Raw genomic sequence first — 18,238 nt, 5'->3', positions numbered from 1 at the left:
GATCACTCACTTTTTCCGATAGCAGAAAGTTGTTCTGTTTTACGTCGCACTTCCTCTGGGTCTACTTTTATACGAGCTACACCTGTTTCCATAGCTGCTTTAGCAACAGCTGAAGCAACAGCCGGAGCAACTCTTGGATCAAAAGGTCCTGGAATTACGTAGTCAGCATTCAATTCATCTGCAGTGATTAAATCAGCAATCGCTTTTACTGCAGCAATTTTCATCTTTTCATTGATGTGTGTAGCTCTTACGTCTAATGCACCTCTGAATATTCCAGGGAAAGCTAAGACATTGTTCACCTGGTTTGGAAAATCAGAACGACCTGTACCGATGACAGTAGCTCCAGCAGCCTTTGCATCTTCTGGCATAATCTCAGGTACTGGGTTAGCCATAGCAAAAATAATAGAGTTATCATTCATCGACTCTACCATCTCTTTTGTTAGGGCTCCTGCAACAGATACCCCAATAAAGACATCTGCCCCTTTAATAACATCTTCTAAAGAACCTTCTTCTCTATTTCTATTTGTAAAAGTCGCTACTTGTGCTTTAATATCATTCATTCCGAATGGACGGCCTTCGTAGATTGCTCCTTTTGAATCACACATTATAATATCTCTTACACCAAAATGATACAAGAGCTTGATAATAGCGATACCTGCAGCACCCGCTCCGTTAGCCACCACTTTAATTTCAGACATGCTTTTGTTCACTAATTTTAATGCATTGACTAGTCCTGCAGCGGTTACAATGGCTGTACCATGTTGGTCATCATGGAAAATAGGAATATTCGTCTCTTTCTTTAATCGTTCTTCTACTTCAAAACAATTAGGAGCCGCAATATCCTCTAAGTTAACTCCACCAAAAGTAGGTTCAAGTAGTTTTACAGTTTCCACAATTTTGTCTACATCAGTAGTATTTAAACAAATTGGAAATGCATCTACGCCTGCAAAACTCTTAAATAGTACTGCTTTTCCTTCCATAACAGGCAAAGCTGCTTCCGGTCCAATATTTCCTAGTCCTAACACAGCTGTTCCATCAGAAACAACAGCAACCATATTCCCTTTCATTGTAAAATCATATACAGTTTCTGGCTTATCATATATAACTTTACAAGGCTCAGCAACACCAGGTGAATAAGCTAGGCTTAGATCCTTAGCATTACGTACTTGTACTTTAGACTTCGATTCAAGTTTTCCTTTATGCACTCTGTGCATATGTAGTGCTTCTTCTCTTAATGTCAATGGAATTCCACTCCTTCTGTCATAGAAGCTGCTTGTCTAAGAAGATATAATCTTCTATCGACGGTGGTCTGACCACACGATTTATATTAAAACAATAAACGATTCTACGAATAATGTAAAGAATTAACTTCTCAAAATAACTTCATCTTTTCCTACTAATTCTCGTAGTTCTTGTAGCAGTGAAGGCGTTGGTGTAACCCAATATTCACGGTTTAACTGAATCGTTTTCTTCGGTTCCGAATAAATTAAGATAACCGGCACGCTTCCTTTTGATTTTAATAAAATTGATTTTAATTCCCATAGGTTTTCTTTATTTACTATATGAATATAAAGCTTTCGAACTTGTCCCTTTTTCTCTTCCCATTCTTCTCTACTATATATGTCATTTACTATGAACTGCAGTTTCCCATCCCTACGATCTACATTCCCAATTACACATACTAAATTCCCTTCAAAAACTTGAGATGAGTATTTTTTATAGCTGCTCGGAAAAACAACAGCATCTATTTCACCTGAATCGTCACTTAAAGATAAAAAGGCCATCACTTCGCCTTTCTTGGTTCGAATTGTCCGTACTCCGGAAATAAAAACACCAGCTCTAGCAGATTTATCTCCTTCTTTTAGTGCGGTAATAGGAACTGCCCCTAGCTCTGCTAATTGCCCTTTGTAAGGTGAAATGGGATGTTTTGAGACAAAGAAACCGACCACTCTTTTTTCGTGCTCTAAAATACTATCAACAGGAATTTCCTCCATCACATGGTACTTCGGTTTTAAAAACAGGGCTTCTTCCGAGAAGAGCTCCATCTCGCCTTCTTTGGGTTTTACTAAATTTGCGTATTCAAGGGCCGAATCTACTGAAGCTAATAAGGTAGCTCTCGTTTCATTAAAGTCGTCAAACGCTCCTGAGTAGATCAAGCTTTCGAGTGTCTTCCTATTCACGGCTTTGGGAGATACATGTAAAACAAAATCAAATAAATCTCCAATCTTTTCTGTTTTCCTAACTCTAAAGATATCCCTAACGGCAGAGGCACCAACACCTTTGATTGCTGAAATAGGGAAACGAAGTCCATCTTTTTCTACTAAATAGGTATACCCACTTTTCTTAATGGATGGTGGATACAGCTTATATCCATATTCTTTTAGCTCCTGAATATATTGTTTTGTTTTTTCTTCATTGCCTATTACAGAAGTCAATAACGCTGCCATAAATGGCAATGGGTAATGTGTTTTTAAATAAGCAAGTTGATAGGCGATTAAGCTATAAGCAACGGCGTGGCTTCTATTAAATCCATAATTGGCAAAACGAACAATTAAATCATATACATGGTTAGCTGTCTTTATATCGTAACCTTTACGAGTTGCACCATTTACAAAGTGATCTCGCTCTTGATCAAGTACTTCTTTCTTTTTCTTTCCTACAGCTCGTCTCAAAAGGTCCGCTTCACCTAGAGAAAAACCCGCCATTTGTGAAGCTACTTGCATGATTTGTTCTTGATAAACTAGCACTCCATAAGTTGGTTCTAGTATAGTTTTAATATCTTCATGCCAATACTCAATGGGCTCTTCCCCATTTTTACGAGCAATAAAAGTAGGTATATTCTCCATAGGACCTGGTCGATATAAGGCATTAACAGCTACGATGTCTTCAAAACTAGTTGGCTTTAGTCTCTGGAGGACCCTTTTCATCCCATCTGATTCAAGTTGAAAAATCCCAGATGTTCTTCCCTCAGCTAATAAACGAAATGTTTTTTCATCCTGAGGGGGTAGATTTTTTAGTTCGAGTTTTTCTCCAGTTGTTTGCTTGATAGATTGAAGAATCATTTCTAATATCGTTAGATTTCTTAAGCCTAAGAAATCCATTTTTAATAGCCCTAGCTCCTCTAAAATCTCCATGGGATACTGAGTAAGGAATACTTCCCCTTGATGTCCTTGTAATGGGATTAAATCTGTCAAAGGAAAGTCTGACATGACAACCCCAGCCGCATGTGTAGAGGTATGTCTCGGTAAACCTTCTATTTTAATCGCTGTTTCTAGCAGTTTTTTATGTAAAGGATCTTCTTCTACCCATTTCCGTAACGGCTCTGATTTCTTATAGACTTCACTCAAGGACCTTCCCTGTGACATCGATACCCATTTTGACAGGGTTTCTAACTCACTCGTGCCAAAACTGAATATTCGTGCGACATCACGGAGCGCTGCCTTCGTGGCAAAAGTTCCATATGTAATAATCTGAGCAACTCGGTTTTTTCCATATTTATTCACAACATAATCTATCACCTGGTCCCTTTTATGATCGGGGAAATCGATATCGATATCAGGCATAGAGACTCTATCTGGATTCAAGAATCTTTCAAATAATAGATTATGCTCGATTGGGTCCACATCCGTGATATGAAGCACATAGGAAACAAGTGATCCCGCTGCGGAACCTCTTCCTGGTCCTGTTAAAATATGATTTTCATGTGCATACTTCATAAAATCCCATACGATTAAGAAGTAATCACTATATCCAAGTTTCTTTATTATCGATAACTCAAATTTTAAGCGAGATTCGTAATCACCTTTACCAGCATTCCCCCTACTTTCAAGTCCTTGTTTACACAATGTCTCCAGGTAGCTATCTGAAGTTTGACCATTAGGAACCGGATATTTAGGTAATTGAACATCCTGACTTTGTAACTCTATGTTACATTGATTTGCAACATGTACTACATTTTCTAACAGGTCTGGATACTCTTGATAGGATTCCACGACTTCTTGAAGTGGTTTGAGGTCAAACCCTTTCGTCCAATTCAAATCCTCCCCTTGGTCGGCAAGTTTAACTCCATCCCGAATCGCTGTTAAACAACGATAAACAAAAGCATCTTCTGGATTACTATAACGAACCGGTTGGAGGGCAACACATTTATAGTGATTCATACAGTCCTCAACGACATGCTCCAGTTTTTGAAGTACATCTTTTTGGATTCCAAGATAGAAGGAATTAGGTTGAAAACACTGGCTAAAAAGCGAGAGCAAAGAGTTGTCTGCAGCTTCTTGATTGTTCTTTGTATGCATAGGAATCTCAGCCAAAATTCCAATTAAATCTTGGTTGTAAGCTTTAAGCCATTTTAAAGGTAAACTTGTTTTTTCCTGTGTTTGTATAGCACTTGATATTTTTACGAGTGATTGATACCCTGTATAACTTTTAGCAAGTAAAACCATTCGATTGGTTGGGTGGAGATGATCCCCCTCTACATCAATCGTCAGTCCTATAATCGGTTTAATCCCTTGTTTTTTACATTCCTTATAGAACGGGATTGCACCATACAAGACCTGGTAATCGGTCAAAGCGATGGATGAAAACCCTTTGTTTTTCGCTTCACTTACTATTGTTTCTATTGATAATGAACTTTGAAGTAAACTATAAGCACTTTGTACATAGAGATGGACGTAAGACATGTTTCCACTCCTTTTGATAATCCGTTCTCCTATCATCATTATAGACCTCCTATCACCTAATTGAAAACATATGTTTGTATTACAAGAAAAATCATAAATAGAAGGCTTGCCCCATAACATGTATAAATAAGTAGTTTAACTATACTGGGAGTGGTTTAATGCTGCAGGAAGCCTTCTTTTTTTCATTTTTCAAAGCATTTTTTATCGCATTTGGTGTTCTCGTTGGTGGCTCTATGCTTGGGGGATTTGCGGCATTTATTACGAATAAACCTGCGCTTAACGAAATTCTAGAGCTCTCACGTAATCTAAGAATATGGGCTATTATCGCTGCAATTGGTGGTACGTTTGATACTCTCTATAGTTTAGAAAAAGGCTTTATGGATGGGGATACAAAGGTTTTATTTAAGCAGTTTTTGTTAATTCTATCTGCACTTTGGGGTGCACAAGTAGGGTATTCACTTATTAGCTGGTTCACACAAGGAGATTAAAACATGAGAATTCCTCCACTATACCGACAACCTAATTGGCAAAGATTTTTAAGTGGAATGGCAATTGGCGGGATTATAAGCTGGTTTATATTTATATATATGTTTGGGGTCATGCAGGAAAAGCAATCAACACTTATCAATAAACAGATGAGTGAGATTTCAGAGCTTAATAAGGAAAAGGAATACTGGCAAGGAGAGTTTAAAAAAATAAACGAAGAATTAGAGAACGAACTCACTATTCAAGAAATTCAAGTAAAGTTACTAGACAATAAAAAAATCAAGCTTTCAAGTTTACAAAAAGCTAACATAGAGAAGGAAGTCAGTGACCTATTATCCGTAATAAAAGCAAAGAAATTAGAAAGCGTTTCAGAAAGTAAAGGTATCATAAAAAAGGCTATAGAAGAAAAGATATTAACTGTAGATAGTAAAAGGTATCGGCTTACTGTGGAGTTTTGGGAATTATCAACAAAGGTTTATATTGAAGTTTCAATTGATCTCGCATGATAAATCTTGTTCACTTCTTCTCTTACCCGGACACTGATTCCGTTATTTTTATGAAAAGTCCGGTTTTTGAAGGGCAAACGGACTCTCATTCCGCTAATTGACTTATTTTAGTGTCTTTTTCGCTGTAATTTGCCAATTAGCGGAACCTCTGTCCTCGAAACTCATGAATACACGCTTTTTTGGGAAAATAGCGAATCACCTGTCCACTTCCTTCGTATAGTCGGACTCAGGTTCTTCTATTTTCATGAAAATGTCAGTTAATTCATTTTTGTATAAATGAATAACAAGCCTCTTGCAAGTCATTCAGCACTTCTTTTGCTACATCCCAGCTGTAAATGGATGCACCAGCAGCTAGAGGATGCCCTCCACCGTTATATTTTTTGGCAATACTGTTTATAACTGGACCCTTTGAACGGAAACGGACTCGAATTTGGTCGTCTTCCTCTATAAAGAATACCCAAGCAACAATACCAGCAATATTCCCCAAACTACTAACAAGGCTAGAGGCCTCTGCCGGTGATAAGTTAAACTTCTGTAGATTATCTTTCGTTATATAAATGGCAGCTGCTCCATTTTCCAGAAGCTCAAATTCTTGAAAAATATAACCCTGCAGCTTTACCACTTGTAGCGGTGTCTCATAAAGCTGGTTATATAGATCGGTTCTAGAGAAAGAATAGTTTGTCAGCTCACTAGCATAGGCAAATGTTTTCTCAGTTGTACTAGGATAGAGAAATCTCCCCGTATCCCCTACAATCCCAGCATATAATAGCCTGGCTGCCTCGTTTGTCATTTTCAATCCTTTTTCTTTACCCGTAACATAAAACTCATAAATCATTTCACTAACGGAGCTTGCACTAGTATCTACCCACATGATATCTCCATATGGGTCTTCATTTGGATGATGATCGATTTTTATTAACATTGAACCCTTGTTGTACCTTTGATCACTAACTCTTTCTTGATTGGCTGTATCACAAACAATGACCAGAGCATCTTCATAGCTTTTATCTTCAATTACATCCATTCTTCTTAAAAAATGGAGGGACTCTTCCTCTTCCCCAACGGTCCACACATTTTTATTAGGATAAGTAGCCTTAATAATTTCAGCTAATCCCCCTTGGGAGCCATAGGCATCCGGATCTGGACGTACATGACGATGAATAATAATCGTTTCAAACTCTTCAATTGCTTCTACGATTTGCTGAATCAATTCTTTTCCCCCTTCTTTTCACAACTTGTTCATATATTTTTAAAGCTTTTCCTTGAATTCGTTGCAAACCCTTTTCCTATATAGGTAAAATGATAGTGCAGAAGAATCAGGAGGTTAAAAAAATGCCCGTATTTGTTATTCTCATAGTTCTATCACTTACTTTCTACATTTACTTCAAAGTAAAACAAGTACGAAGTAAGCGTCCTATAGAAAAAAAGTGGATTTCCGGTAAAAGTAGCATGGCCCTTGGTACATTTGTATTCTTTTTTGGAATCAACCAGCTCTTTATCTATCCAGAGATTGAAACCATTACCTACATGATCGCAGCCATCTTTGCCATCGTTGGTATTTTATCAATGGTAGGTGGTTATAAAATGTATAAGCATTACCTGCCATATGTATTAAAAGAAGCAGAACAGTACAAATAATGGCTACGGCTGAAGCTCCTATAATGGAGCTTCTTTTTATCGATCAATCAACTGACACATTAACATAGCCTTACCTACTAAAACCCCTTCATTAAACACTTCAATATCCACTTTACCAAATTTCCTCCCCACCTCTAATACCCTAGGATAGATGGTTAAAATACTATCAATTTGAACGGGCTTTAAAAAGTAAAGAGTCATATTCTCTACTACTAGATCACCCTTTTTATAGTTTCGTAATACCCGATTTGCCCCTTCTGTTACAATCGAGGTAAACACTCCATATGAAACCGTTCCTAACTGATTTGTCATTTGAGGAGTCACTTCAAACTGAAAAACTTCTTGATCTTTTACAACATCGAACCGACTACCAATTAAGTCTTCAATTGTATCTCCTACTTGTGGCTGTCGCTGAATAACCTGTAAAGCTTTTAAGACATCTTGACGGCTAATAATTCCTTGAAGCTTATGATAATCATTTACGACAGGAAGCATCTCAATTCCTTCCCAAATCATCGTATGGGCTACAGAAGCAACACTTGTTTTCAGATGGGCAGTCATAGGCTGCTTCGTCATTATCTTTTCTATTGTACTGGTTGGGCTTACTCCTATTACATCCTTCGCCGTAACAACCCCAATGACCTTCCGCTGGTCATCGATTACAGGAAAACGACTGTGAAGGGACGTTTGGTTATTGGCATGCCACTCAGAAACATTATCTTCTGCGTGAAGATAATACGTTTCATCCAAAGGAGTTAGTATATCTTCTACTGTTAAAATTTCTTTTTTTATTAACTGATCATAGATAGCCCGGTTAATCATGGAAGCCACCGTAAACGTGTCGTAACTAGTGGAGATAATAGGAAGTTCTAGCTCATCAGCTAATCTTTTAACCTGATCGTCTGAATCAAAACCTCCAGTAATCAGGACAGCTGCTCCCGCTTTAAGAGCCAACTCATGTGCCTTAATACGGTTTCCAACTATTAAAAGGTTTCCAGCACCTGTATAGCGCATCATTGCTTCTAGCTTCATCGCCCCAATGACAAACTTTGTTAATGTTTTATGTAGTCCAGCACGGCCACCTAAAACCTGCCCGTCGACAATGTTTACAACTTCAGCAAAGGTTAGCCTCTCAATATTCTCTTTTTTCTTTTTCTCAATACGAATGGTACCCACTCGCTCAATCGTACTAACAATCCCCTGGTTCTCTGCCTCTTTAATGGCACGATAAGCTGTTCCCTCGCTCACTTTTAAATCCTTTGCAATTTTTCGAACGGATATTTTATCCCCGACCGGTAATTCTTCAATATATTGAAGTATTTGTTCATGTTTTGTTAACAATAAGGTTCACCTACTCCGAAAAGCGCTTATACCTCATTATAGATTTTAGTAACCCTTCATTCAATTTGCATATCTCAAAATATAGAAAAAACTCTTTGCTCCATGGCAAAGAGTTAAGAATACGAACGTGCTGATTTTCTTTTTGTCTTTCTTACTGGTGCTTTAGATGCCTTGTTAGTTGCCTTTTTAGGAGTATATAAAAGTCCCAGTAGGCTACCGGCTATTACGAACAAAGCAAAGGCTAACCACGAAATAGCAAAGACTCCTTCTGCACCACCAGCGTATATATCAAATCTTGGTAAACCATAATACAACATCACTCCACATAAAAGGAGCTGTAATAAATAGCGGTTCTTCATTTCATAACCCTCCTAATCTTGTCTACTATACTGTATGCGGACAAGTTAGGAAGTAGAAGAGACTGTTATAATTCTATAGAATCTCCAGGATTCATAATAACTCCATTATCGGACTTTAGCATTTTAATAAAGCTCTCAGGATCCTGCTTAATCGGTGGGAAAGTATTATAGTGAATCGGTACTACCTTCTTGGCATTCAAAAGTTCCGCTGCATATGCTGCATCTTCTGGGCCCATTGTGAAGTTATCACCAATTGGTAAAAAAGCAACATCAATTGGATGACGATCTCCAATTAGCTTCATATCTGAAAATAGAGCTGTGTCACCTGCATGATAGATGGTCTTACCATTTATCGTTACGAGTAATCCAGCTGGCATACCTAAATAAATGATTTGTTTATCATCCGTTGCTAAACCTGTACCATGGAAGGCTGGTGTGAGTTTAACTTTACCAAAATCAAATTGATATGAACCACCAATATGCATATGGTGAGTATTCACACCTTGCCAATCTAAATAGGTAGCAAGCTCGTCATTGGCGACAACCAGCGCATTTTTCTTTTTAGCTAACTCCACTGTATCCCCAATATGATCTCCATGTCCATGGGTAAGTAAAATGACATCTGGAGCCTCTTGCTCCACTTTTAGGTCAGTTAACCCATTTCCATTAATGAAGGGATCGATTAGAATTATTTTACCTTCTGAAACAATTTTAACTACTGAATGTCCGTGATAGGAAATCTTCATTTTTCACGTCTCCTTTCATTTTTGCCTATGTAATGTCTTTCACCATGAAGAGAAGAAATTCCTCCTTCCATCCAATTTTCCCTACCCCTAATCTTTTAAACGGCTTTATTTACTTTCGATTCAACAATTGATACTCTTGGGTAAAAGGAGGTAATGATGATGAATGCAAAATTAGAATCCTTACAAAATTGGATGGGCGAAGAAAATATAGATGTGTCCATCGTTACATCAAAGTATAATGTTTTCTATTTATCAAACTTTTATAGTGAACCTCATGAAAGACTTGTAGCATACATAGCCATCAAAGGACAAACTCCATTTTTGATTTGCCCTTCCATGGAAGTAGAAGATGCGAAGAAAGCAACCAATAATGTCGAAATTATTGGTTACTTGGATACACAAGATTCAATGGAATTGCTTACAAATGAAATCGAAAAACGCGTTGGATTGGTCAAAACCGTAGCTCTTGAAAAAGAACATCTTCATGTTGCTAGATTTGAAAGTCTCCTGAAAAAATTCCCAAATGCGGTTTGGAAGTCTCTAGAAGATAAACTCCAAAAACTGCGTATGGTAAAGGATTCAGATGAGATTGCCATTATTCAAAAGGCATGTGAACTAGCTGACTTCGCGGTTGAAGTTGGGGTGAACACACTACGTGAAGGAATCTCTGAAATGGAGGTCATCGGTCAAATTGAGTATGAGCTCAAGAAAAAAGGAGTCCGCGAAATGTCTTTTTCTACTATGGTCTTAACGGGAGCTAACGCAGCATCCCCACATGGTACTCCTGGTGCTACCAAAGTGAAAAAAGGGGACTTAGTTCTTTTTGATTTAGGGGTTGTATATAACGGATATTGTTCAGATATTACAAGAACAGTAGCATTTGGAGATATAAATGTTGAACAAGCCCGCATATATGAAACCGTTAAAACTGCAGAGATGAAAGCAGTAGAGGCATCTCGAATTGGTAGGACATGCGCAGAGATTGATTCAATTGCCCGTAACCATATCCGTGAAGCTGGGTATGGAGACTATTTCCCTCATAGACTTGGACACGGATTAGGTCTGAGTGTACACGAATATCCATCCCTAACCGAAACGAATTCCTTACCACTTGAAAAAGGAATGTGTTTTACAGTAGAACCAGGGATCTATGTACCTAATGTGGCCGGGGTTAGAATTGAAGATGACATCGTGGTTACGGAAAATGAGCCACTCATCTTAACCAAGTTTCCAAAAGAACTTCAAATAATAAAAGGGTAGAGCTCGTAGCTCCACCCTTTTCTTTTTTTATAACATATCCACAGCGTTTTTGTACTCTAAACCAAGTGATTCTGCTACAGCTTGGTATGTCACGTAACCATTTAATGTGTTAATTCCCTTGAACAAAGGCTCTAGGTCTCTACAAGCTTGTGCATATCCTTTGTTCGCGATTTGGATTGCATAAGGAACTGTAACATTTGTTAAAGCAATCGTAGATGTTCTAGGAACTGCACCAGGCATGTTGGCAACTGCGTAGTGAACAACTCCGTGCTTCACGTAAGTTGGATCATCGTGCGTTGTAATACGATCAGTCGTTTCGAAGATACCACCTTGGTCAATGGCAATGTCTACCACGACACTACCTTCTTTCATAGACTTAACCATATCTTCTGTTACTAACTTCGGAGCTTTTGCACCAGGAATTAGTACTGCACCAATTACTAGATCTGCCTCTCTAACTGATTCAGCAATATTTAGTGGATTTGACATTAAAGTCGTGATATCGTTTCCAAAAATATCATCTAATTCTCTTAAACGGTCTGGGTTAATATCAAGAATGGTTACTTGAGCACCTAGTCCTACTGCCATTTTGGCAGCGTTAATCCCAGCTATACCACCACCAATGATAGCAACTTTACCACGAGAAACACCAGGAACACCGGATAATAAGATACCTCTTCCACCATGAACCTTCTCTAAGAATTGTGCGCCAATTTGAGTGGCCATTCTTCCCGCTACCTCACTCATAGGTGTTAATAATGGTAAGGATCGGTTAGGAAGTTGCACTGTTTCATATGCAATTCCAACAACTTTATTTTTCACAAGAGCTTCTGTTAATTCTGGCTCAGCCGCTAAATGTAAATATGTAAATAAGATTAGACCTTCTCTAAAGTAACCATACTCTTCTTTAAGTGGTTCTTTTACTTTCATAACCATTTCTGCTGACCAAGCTTCTTCAGCAGTTAACACAATTTTTGCACCAGCTTTTGCGTACTCTTCATCAGTGAAACCTGAACCAGTTCCTGCATTGGTTTCAATCAATACCTCATGATTATTTGCTACTAAGTTAAGCACTCCAGCAGGTGTAAGTGCAACACGATTTTCGTTATTTTTTACTTCTTTTGGTACACCAATAAGCATTTAAAAACCCTCCTTACCAATGTTGGCAATATTCTACAATAATTGCGCCTCAATCATACCACTTTACACTCAAAAGGAAAATACTATTCTTATGAAGTTGAAAAATTATTTCAATTTTACACTATTTTTAATGATTATTTTCACGTTATCATAGTAATAGTGTTGTACATAAAGAAGAGGAGCGGGAGCCCCCCTCCTATTTAATACTCAAAATCTTCAGCTTCATCATGTGGTTGATCCCCGTACATATTTGCTTGTGCTTTAGGGTTATCAATCACTCCGGACGCATAGGCACCCATGATTTGTTGGCTGATTTCATTTGATTCTTCTTCTTCATAATAAAATTTTTCTTTAGGGTCTCGCTCTTTCATATTTATTCTCCTTTCAACTTGCAAGTTATTCTTAGTGTGTCTGCTTCAAATTGAAAGATGAATAGAAAATAGTGACAAACAGGAGGGAACGTTTTGAAAAAATATTTTAAGTTCGATAAAAGATTAGGCATAGACATTCCCCACCTAGATAAAAATTGGCATCAGTATGCCCCTCATATTCAAGAGGACATTATTATGCATTGGGAACAAACAAAAGGGAAGATTCCTGACCGGATTAAGAGTCTAGAGGTTTGTATAGATGAGAAACAGAACCAACTTTCTGAAGAAGATGATTTTATGAAATCTTGTCTTTTAAATGAGGAAATCTCTGAGCTTGCTTCAATAATTAACGATTTATGGATTTGGTATAGAACAGAAGGAGCTGTTACTAATGCAAAAACAAAAAACACTTAAATCGCCTTTTTAGATGATTTAAGTGTTTTTTTATTAGTCATTCTATTTATTCTCTTGTTCCAATAAGTAACGGTATAGATAGTATTTATGTGCAAATTCAGAGATTTTCTTAGACATTTTATATTGAAAACTAATACCTAAAACCATGCTTAAAAAGGGAACTTTCCCTTCTTTTTTAGGTTGAAATAATTGAACTGCAAGGATTTTAACTAACTCTTGAATTCCTAATTCCAGCCATTCTTTTGTGATAACTTTTTCATCTCCATTATAAAAATACCTAGTACCATTTTGAAGATGCAGTTCATCTTTTAGTTTTTCCCATGCTTGACCTTGGTATCGCTTAGGTAAAGTCGCAGCGTGAAACACCTTTAGCGAAGTCATGAGTTCATAAGGAGACGATAAATCATTCCCATACACATATGAAAGGAGTTGAACAACCCGAATATTTGTAATGAGAGTTGCTGGAATACTCATGGTTGAAAAGATGGACCTACCTGTACCTATTAACCCACCTTGAATAATAGAATATAAACCATGCCTTGATGTTTCTTGTTCTGCAATATACTTAAGCTTTGGTAGTGATAATTGCTTTATGTCCTCAAAGGTTTGGATTTGATCGTCAAATGCTCTTGCACTTGAAAGTATTCTTTCCTTTGCATCTTGCTGGAAAGAAGATTCATGGAATATCGCATAAATATGAAATATCCATTGGTCAATTGAACTAGTTACATGATCTTTCCATTGTTCAGGTAAAGAATCAAAAGCACCGTGAAGCCATCGTTCGTAGGTTTTTTCAAAATCATTTCCTTCATAACTCAACAGCTTCTGTTCCCAATTAACAAGTTCGTTCTGTGCATCCAATATAGAATGAGTGTGTTTCATACGATCCCTCCACTCGGGTCTTTGACAAAATTATACCATAACCAGTTGTAGAATTTGCCAAAAATCCGGGGAGCTTTAGGTGGTTAAACGTTGAACATCCCTTGCAATCATGACTTCTTCATTTGTAGGAATAATTAACACTTTTACAGGGGAATGAGGATAGCTAATGAAAGCTTCCTTTCCTCGAACTTTATTTAAAGCAGGATCCCAGTATACACCCATAAACTCAAGTCCTTTCAGAACTCTTTCCCGTATAACGTCACTATTCTCTCCGATTCCAGCTGTGAAAATAATTGCATCTACTCCATACATTCTTGCGGCATAAGAACCAATATATTTATGAATTCGGTTAGCGAATACTTCTAAAGCCAACTCTGCTCGTTCATTTCCTTGAGCTGTTGCTTCTTCAATGTCTCGAAGATCACTTGAAAATCCTGATACACCAAGTATTCCACTCTTCTTGTTGAGTACATTTATCACTTCATCAGCCGTTTGATTTGTTTTTTCCATAATGAACGGTATGAGTGCAGGGTCAATATTACCCGACCGCGTTCCCATTGCTACACCGGCTAGTGGGGTAAAGCCCATGGAAGTGTCAATCGATTTTCCACCTTCAATCGCAGCAATACTAGCACCATTTCCTAAATGACAAGAAATTAAGCGTAAATGTTCAATGGGACGGCCTAATAACTCAGCTGCTCTTTCTGAAACATATTTGTGTGAGGTTCCATGAAAGCCATACTTACGAATACCGTACTTCTCATAATATTCGTAGGGTAAGCTATATAGATAGGAGCTTTCAGGCATCGTTTGATGAAAGGCTGTATCAAAAACGGCAATAGCAGGTGCCTTTGGCAGCACCTCTTTAAACGCCTTTATTCCCGTTATATTGGCTGGGTTATGAAGAGGTGCAAGCTCTGATAGCTCTTCAATTTGGTTAATGACTTCGTCCGTAATGACAACTGAATCAGAGAATACTTCTCCACCATGAACAACTCGATGTCCAATACCTTCAATCTCATTTAAACTTTTAATGATTCCTTGAGTGGTTAATTGTTCAAGAAGTAGTTTCACTGCTTGTGCATGATCTTCAATATCTAAAACCTGCTTAATTTTTTTATCTTCTACCGAAATTGTAAAAATGGAATCCTTTAGTCCAATTCTTTCAATAAGGCCTTTTGTTACAACTTCTTCTTCTGGCATATTGAAAAGCTGGAACTTTAAGGAAGAACTTCCGGCATTAATGGCAATAACTTTTGACATACGTACCGCTCCTTTTTCCTATTCCTTCTTATAGTGTGACCGAAGTTTTCATAAATACTTCTGCACTTTGTTACCAAAAAAAAGCAAGAAGCCATAGGTGGAGGCTTCTTGATCAAGATTTTTTCTCTTCTATAAACCATTCCTGAATTTGAATAAATATATCTCTAAGAGCATTCTTATTCGACAACTTTGGCATGTTTGCCATAAAAACATTTTTCGGTGGTTCTAACCCCTCTTTTTTCTTTTGAAGAATAAGGATGCTTTTCGCATTCTTTTCGCTCTTAAACATCGATAAAGGTAACTGAATTAACCCTTGGATATGGGTATGTTCTTTTGTAAAAGCATGAAGCTTTGCTGAATCTTCCCCTTCAAATAGAAAATTCGGGATGACAAAAAATAACAACCCTCCTGGTTTTGTATGACGAACACTCTGTTCAATAAACAGATAATGACTAAAGGCGTGTCCTTCTTCACGATCTAGTTCATACCCCTTTGCAAATTCCTTTCTCGGATAATAACCAACTGGGAGATCACAAACAACTAAATCAACTGGATCAATGAATAGTGGTTCTAACGCGTCCTGATTATATAACTCAATAGCCAACTCCTGCAAGTTAGATGCTGTATAGGATAACTTTAAAAGTACCTCATCTACCTCAACTCCATATGCTTGTACTTCATAGGATGGCAGATGGTTTAGAATCGTAGTTACTAAGTTACCCGTCCCAATAGCAGGGTCAAGTAGAGTGATCTCTGTCTTCTTCTCCCGCTTTAAAAACTCTTTGATCAATTCAGTCATCAGTAATCCAATTGTATCTGGAGTCATTTGGTGATGAGGCTGCACATAGTCTCGCATGCCCTTAAGGACTACTAATTGAAATGCTTTACGAACTTCTTCTTTACTGAATTGCTGAAGGTTAACGGAACGATATAGTTGTTGTAATCTTTTTTTTGTTACATCATCCACGGGTTGTAAAATCGTATCTTGAAACAAATTATCTCCTGTTTCTACCAAAGCCTCTAAGTAAGTTAGTCCATTTACTTCCTGAATGGCTACAGTTGATTGGTCAAAAACAGAAAATAGTTTTTCCACTTGTGAATCGAGCATTCCTGGTTCCTCCTAAAATCTTTTGGATTGGAATCATCTCCACATCCAACGCCTGACATAAAACAACCCCGTTACATAAGAACGAGGTTGTTCATACACGTGTGTTTATTTGGCAGCCTTAACAGCTTCAATCGCTGCCTCATAATCTGGATGGTTGGTCGCTTCGCTAACATATTCTACATAGGTTACTTTATTTTCCGAATCTACTACAAAAATAGCACGAGCTAGAAGACGAAGCTCTTTAATTAACACTCCAAAAGCTTCACCGAATGAAGCATCTCGATGGTCAGACAAGGTTTGTACATTTTCAATTCCATTTGCTCCACACCATCTTTTCTGTGCAAATGGAAGGTCCATACTAATGGTTAAAACCTTTACATCGCCTAGGTTTGCTGCTTCTTCATTGAATCTTCTTGTCTGAGCATCACAAACTCCAGTATCTAGAGAAGGTACTACACTAATCAGTCTGACACTTCCCTTTGAGTTCTCGAGTGAAACCTCAGATAAATCATTCGCAAGTACCTTAAATTCTGGAGCCTGGTCTCCTACTTGTACTTCTTTACCTACAAGTGTAACTGGATTCCCTTTAAACGTTATTGAAGCCATGATAACGCCTCCTATGTATATGATTACTACTATCATAACCTCGAAAAGTAGGATTTGCAAAAGATAGCATCTAACAAACAACTACGAAAATCACCATAGTAACGCCTTTACAATAAAAAAACTCATTCCCACTTAGAAATGAGCTTTTCTGATCCTATAACTGATCTCGCTTAAGTTCAAAATTCAAATCATTGTTATGGGGTGCTTGACCATTGTTCCCTTGACTTTGAGTTTGTTGTTCATTTTTGTTCTTGGATAACATATTTTGAATTTTTTCAACAGCACTTGGAGCTAAGTCTAATAACTTTTCATATAGATGAGTGCTTTCATCCAGATGAAGCATTTTCACACCATTGTTACTAACAATTAAAAAGGCGATTGGTGTGATGGATACCCCTCCACCACTTCCTCCACCAAATGGATGCTTGTTTGATGAAGATTCTCCATTTTGAGAGCCGCCATCCAGAACGAATTCACTACCTCCAGCAGCAAATCCAAATCCGACCTTGGAAACTGTTAAAATGACACTCCCATCTGGCGTCTCCACAGGGTCGCCGATAATCGTATTCACATCGATCATTTCTTTTAAGTTTTCCATTGCTGTTGTCATTAAACCTTGTATTGGATGATCAGACACAGTGGTAGCCTCCCTAAGATAATGATTTTTCTGTCGTTTTTTCTAAAAGGGTAGAGCGAAAATTTGGTTTCCCTCCACGCCAAAAAATAAGCATTTTAATTCCAGCAATAATAGCATGCCCGATACGAAACTGAATCATACATTGTAGGCTAATACTGGAAGCCATTTGTTGAAACAAGGGTGTAACCATTAGATTAGGGGTTACTTTTAGCTTCATATTTGCACTAATTAGTCCAATTATAGAACCCTTTATAGCCCATATTGCTCCTGTTAATACACCGGTTTGACTAGCATCTCCTACTCCAACAGCTGTTTTCCAATCAAGTTTCTTGATACTGACTTTATTTAGAAAATCTCTAACAATTTTATAAAACTGAGTGATATGAGTTAAAATTTCTTTGGTATCTAATAAACTATTGATGATTTCCTTTGGTGTAATTCTCTTCTTCTTTTCTTTCTTTAATTTTTCCTTTTTACCTGTCTTCATTTCTTCTTTAAATACAATGGAAGGAGAATCTTTATCGACCTCAACCATTGGAACATCAATCGTAAAACGAATAATACGAAACCAAGCAAAAAACTTTATTTTTAAATGATCATTATCACGACCATGATATAAATCAATTTCTACTGTTAGTTTTGTTATAAAAATAATGAGAATTAAGAGAACTAAAATAGCAACTACAAGTCCAACCCATATCACCATACTCACTACCTTTCAGCCTATCAGTATCGTCTTCTCCTACAATTTTTAAACATAACTCGCGTTTTACTTTCTTTAAAATTTCAAAACAAAAAG

At 37.5% G+C, this 18,238-nt stretch carries 19 protein-coding genes; 5 read left to right on the top strand and 14 right to left on the bottom strand.

Features of this window, described 5'->3' with window-relative positions:
* Window positions 1-2: 2 nt before the first annotated feature.
* Window positions 3-1,241 (bottom strand): NADP-dependent malic enzyme, encoded by a 1,239-nt coding sequence (gene ystJ, locus ABDZ91_RS12685; RefSeq protein WP_343799515.1) that lies wholly within the window; start codon window positions 1,239-1,241, stop codon window positions 3-5.
* A gap of 123 nt (window positions 1,242-1,364) precedes the next feature.
* Window positions 1,365-4,721 carry a DNA polymerase III subunit alpha gene (gene dnaE / locus ABDZ91_RS12680; protein ID WP_343799513.1) on the bottom strand — a complete coding sequence of 1,119 codons (3,357 nt, stop codon included), beginning with the start codon at window positions 4,719-4,721 and terminating at the stop codon, window positions 1,365-1,367.
* A gap of 119 nt (window positions 4,722-4,840) precedes the next feature.
* Here dnaE and ABDZ91_RS12675 point away from each other — a divergent pair, with 119 nt between their 5' ends.
* Window positions 4,841-5,170 (top strand): YtrH family sporulation protein, encoded by a 330-nt coding sequence (locus ABDZ91_RS12675; protein ID WP_343799511.1) that lies wholly within the window; start codon window positions 4,841-4,843, stop codon window positions 5,168-5,170.
* 3 nt (window positions 5,171-5,173) lie between these two features.
* Complete coding sequence (ytrI, locus tag ABDZ91_RS12670) at window positions 5,174-5,674, top strand: sporulation membrane protein YtrI (RefSeq protein ID WP_343799510.1); 501 nt, start codon at window positions 5,174-5,176, stop codon at window positions 5,672-5,674.
* 262 nt (window positions 5,675-5,936) lie between these two features.
* Here ytrI and ABDZ91_RS12665 read toward each other — a convergent pair whose 3' ends face one another.
* Window positions 5,937-6,884, bottom strand: a complete 948-nt coding sequence (locus ABDZ91_RS12665) for a DHH family phosphoesterase (protein ID WP_343799509.1) — start codon at window positions 6,882-6,884, stop codon at window positions 5,937-5,939.
* Window positions 6,885-7,006: 122 nt separating this feature from the next.
* Between ABDZ91_RS12665 and ABDZ91_RS12660 the strand changes: the two genes are divergently transcribed.
* Complete coding sequence (locus ABDZ91_RS12660) at window positions 7,007-7,312, top strand: YtpI family protein (protein ID WP_343799508.1); 306 nt, start codon at window positions 7,007-7,009, stop codon at window positions 7,310-7,312.
* Between the two features lie 36 nt (window positions 7,313-7,348).
* On the opposite strand, the gene ABDZ91_RS12655 is transcribed toward ABDZ91_RS12660, so the two are convergent.
* From ABDZ91_RS12655 to ABDZ91_RS12645, 3 genes are all read right to left on the bottom strand, one after another.
* Window positions 7,349-8,653 (bottom strand): DRTGG domain-containing protein, encoded by a 1,305-nt coding sequence (locus ABDZ91_RS12655; RefSeq protein ID WP_343799507.1) that lies wholly within the window; start codon window positions 8,651-8,653, stop codon window positions 7,349-7,351.
* Between the two features lie 113 nt (window positions 8,654-8,766).
* Window positions 8,767-9,012 carry a hypothetical protein gene (locus ABDZ91_RS12650; protein WP_343799506.1) on the bottom strand — a complete coding sequence of 82 codons (246 nt, stop codon included), beginning with the start codon at window positions 9,010-9,012 and terminating at the stop codon, window positions 8,767-8,769.
* A gap of 65 nt (window positions 9,013-9,077) precedes the next feature.
* Window positions 9,078-9,758 carry a metal-dependent hydrolase gene (locus ABDZ91_RS12645; RefSeq protein WP_343799505.1) on the bottom strand — a complete coding sequence of 227 codons (681 nt, stop codon included), beginning with the start codon at window positions 9,756-9,758 and terminating at the stop codon, window positions 9,078-9,080.
* A gap of 159 nt (window positions 9,759-9,917) precedes the next feature.
* Between ABDZ91_RS12645 and ABDZ91_RS12640 the strand changes: the two genes are divergently transcribed.
* Window positions 9,918-11,018, top strand: coding sequence for a M24 family metallopeptidase (locus ABDZ91_RS12640; protein ID WP_343799504.1), 1,101 nt, complete (start codon window positions 9,918-9,920; stop codon window positions 11,016-11,018).
* A 27-nt stretch (window positions 11,019-11,045) separates the two neighbouring features.
* Here the strand turns inward: ABDZ91_RS12640 and ald are convergent, their stop codons facing one another.
* Together ald and ABDZ91_RS12630 are read right to left on the bottom strand one after the other, a co-directional pair.
* Entirely contained in the window at window positions 11,046-12,158 is a 1,113-nt protein-coding gene (gene ald / locus ABDZ91_RS12635) for an alanine dehydrogenase (RefSeq protein ID WP_343799502.1), read from the bottom strand.
* A 200-nt stretch (window positions 12,159-12,358) separates the two neighbouring features.
* Window positions 12,359-12,529 carry a hypothetical protein gene (locus tag ABDZ91_RS12630; protein ID WP_343799500.1) on the bottom strand — a complete coding sequence of 57 codons (171 nt, stop codon included), beginning with the start codon at window positions 12,527-12,529 and terminating at the stop codon, window positions 12,359-12,361.
* 93 nt (window positions 12,530-12,622) lie between these two features.
* Here ABDZ91_RS12630 and ABDZ91_RS12625 point away from each other — a divergent pair, with 93 nt between their 5' ends.
* Window positions 12,623-12,943, top strand: coding sequence for a hypothetical protein (locus ABDZ91_RS12625; protein ID WP_343799499.1), 321 nt, complete (start codon window positions 12,623-12,625; stop codon window positions 12,941-12,943).
* A 42-nt stretch (window positions 12,944-12,985) separates the two neighbouring features.
* Here the strand turns inward: ABDZ91_RS12625 and ABDZ91_RS12620 are convergent, their stop codons facing one another.
* The 6 genes from ABDZ91_RS12620 to ABDZ91_RS12595 all read right to left on the bottom strand — a co-directional run bounded on the left by ABDZ91_RS12620 (window position 12,986) and on the right by ABDZ91_RS12595 (window position 18,145).
* Complete coding sequence (locus ABDZ91_RS12620; protein ID WP_343799498.1) at window positions 12,986-13,825, bottom strand: EcsC family protein; 840 nt, start codon at window positions 13,823-13,825, stop codon at window positions 12,986-12,988.
* 75 nt (window positions 13,826-13,900) lie between these two features.
* Window positions 13,901-15,088 carry an acetate kinase gene (locus tag ABDZ91_RS12615; protein ID WP_343799496.1) on the bottom strand — a complete coding sequence of 396 codons (1,188 nt, stop codon included), beginning with the start codon at window positions 15,086-15,088 and terminating at the stop codon, window positions 13,901-13,903.
* A 112-nt stretch (window positions 15,089-15,200) separates the two neighbouring features.
* Window positions 15,201-16,196 carry a class I SAM-dependent methyltransferase gene (locus ABDZ91_RS12610; RefSeq protein WP_343799494.1) on the bottom strand — a complete coding sequence of 332 codons (996 nt, stop codon included), beginning with the start codon at window positions 16,194-16,196 and terminating at the stop codon, window positions 15,201-15,203.
* 105 nt (window positions 16,197-16,301) lie between these two features.
* Entirely contained in the window at window positions 16,302-16,802 is a 501-nt protein-coding gene (tpx, locus tag ABDZ91_RS12605; RefSeq protein ID WP_343799492.1) for a thiol peroxidase, read from the bottom strand.
* Between the two features lie 154 nt (window positions 16,803-16,956).
* The gene (gene ytfJ, locus ABDZ91_RS12600; RefSeq protein WP_343799490.1) at window positions 16,957-17,439 is read right to left on the bottom strand and encodes a GerW family sporulation protein; all 483 of its coding nucleotides are present in this window, start codon (window positions 17,437-17,439) and stop codon (window positions 16,957-16,959) included.
* Window positions 17,440-17,452: 13 nt separating this feature from the next.
* The gene (locus ABDZ91_RS12595; protein WP_343799488.1) at window positions 17,453-18,145 is read right to left on the bottom strand and encodes a DUF2953 domain-containing protein; all 693 of its coding nucleotides are present in this window, start codon (window positions 18,143-18,145) and stop codon (window positions 17,453-17,455) included.
* Window positions 18,146-18,238: the final 93 nt, after the last annotated feature.

Source organism: Bacillus carboniphilus (assembly GCF_039522365.1).
GTDB classification, from domain to species: Bacteria; Bacillota; Bacilli; order Bacillales; family JC228; genus Bacillus_BF; species Bacillus_BF carboniphilus.
The sequence above is the reverse complement of the archived record's forward strand: the minus strand, read 5'-3'. Positions and strand labels throughout refer to the sequence as shown.

Coding starts and splice junctions, on each gene's coding strand:
- dnaE (WP_343799513.1), bottom strand. CDS start 4,721: ATGATGATAGGAGAACGGATTATCAAAAGGAGTGGAAACATGTCTTAC.
- ABDZ91_RS12675 (WP_343799511.1), top strand. CDS start 4,841: ATGCTGCAGGAAGCCTTCTTTTTTTCATTTTTCAAAGCATTTTTTATC.
- ytrI (WP_343799510.1), top strand. CDS start 5,174: ATGAGAATTCCTCCACTATACCGACAACCTAATTGGCAAAGATTTTTA.
- ABDZ91_RS12660 (WP_343799508.1), top strand. CDS start 7,007: ATGCCCGTATTTGTTATTCTCATAGTTCTATCACTTACTTTCTACATT.
- ABDZ91_RS12650 (WP_343799506.1), bottom strand. CDS start 9,012: ATGAAGAACCGCTATTTATTACAGCTCCTTTTATGTGGAGTGATGTTG.
- ABDZ91_RS12645 (WP_343799505.1), bottom strand. CDS start 9,758: ATGAAGATTTCCTATCACGGACATTCAGTAGTTAAAATTGTTTCAGAA.
- ABDZ91_RS12640 (WP_343799504.1), top strand. CDS start 9,918: ATGAATGCAAAATTAGAATCCTTACAAAATTGGATGGGCGAAGAAAAT.
- ald (WP_343799502.1), bottom strand. CDS start 12,158: ATGCTTATTGGTGTACCAAAAGAAGTAAAAAATAACGAAAATCGTGTT.
- ABDZ91_RS12630 (WP_343799500.1), bottom strand. CDS start 12,529: ATGAAAGAGCGAGACCCTAAAGAAAAATTTTATTATGAAGAAGAAGAA.
- ABDZ91_RS12620 (WP_343799498.1), bottom strand. CDS start 13,825: ATGAAACACACTCATTCTATATTGGATGCACAGAACGAACTTGTTAAT.
- ABDZ91_RS12615 (WP_343799496.1), bottom strand. CDS start 15,088: ATGTCAAAAGTTATTGCCATTAATGCCGGAAGTTCTTCCTTAAAGTTC.
- ABDZ91_RS12610 (WP_343799494.1), bottom strand. CDS start 16,196: ATGCTCGATTCACAAGTGGAAAAACTATTTTCTGTTTTTGACCAATCA.
- tpx (WP_343799492.1), bottom strand. CDS start 16,802: ATGGCTTCAATAACGTTTAAAGGGAATCCAGTTACACTTGTAGGTAAA.
- ABDZ91_RS12595 (WP_343799488.1), bottom strand. CDS start 18,145: ATGGTGATATGGGTTGGACTTGTAGTTGCTATTTTAGTTCTCTTAATT.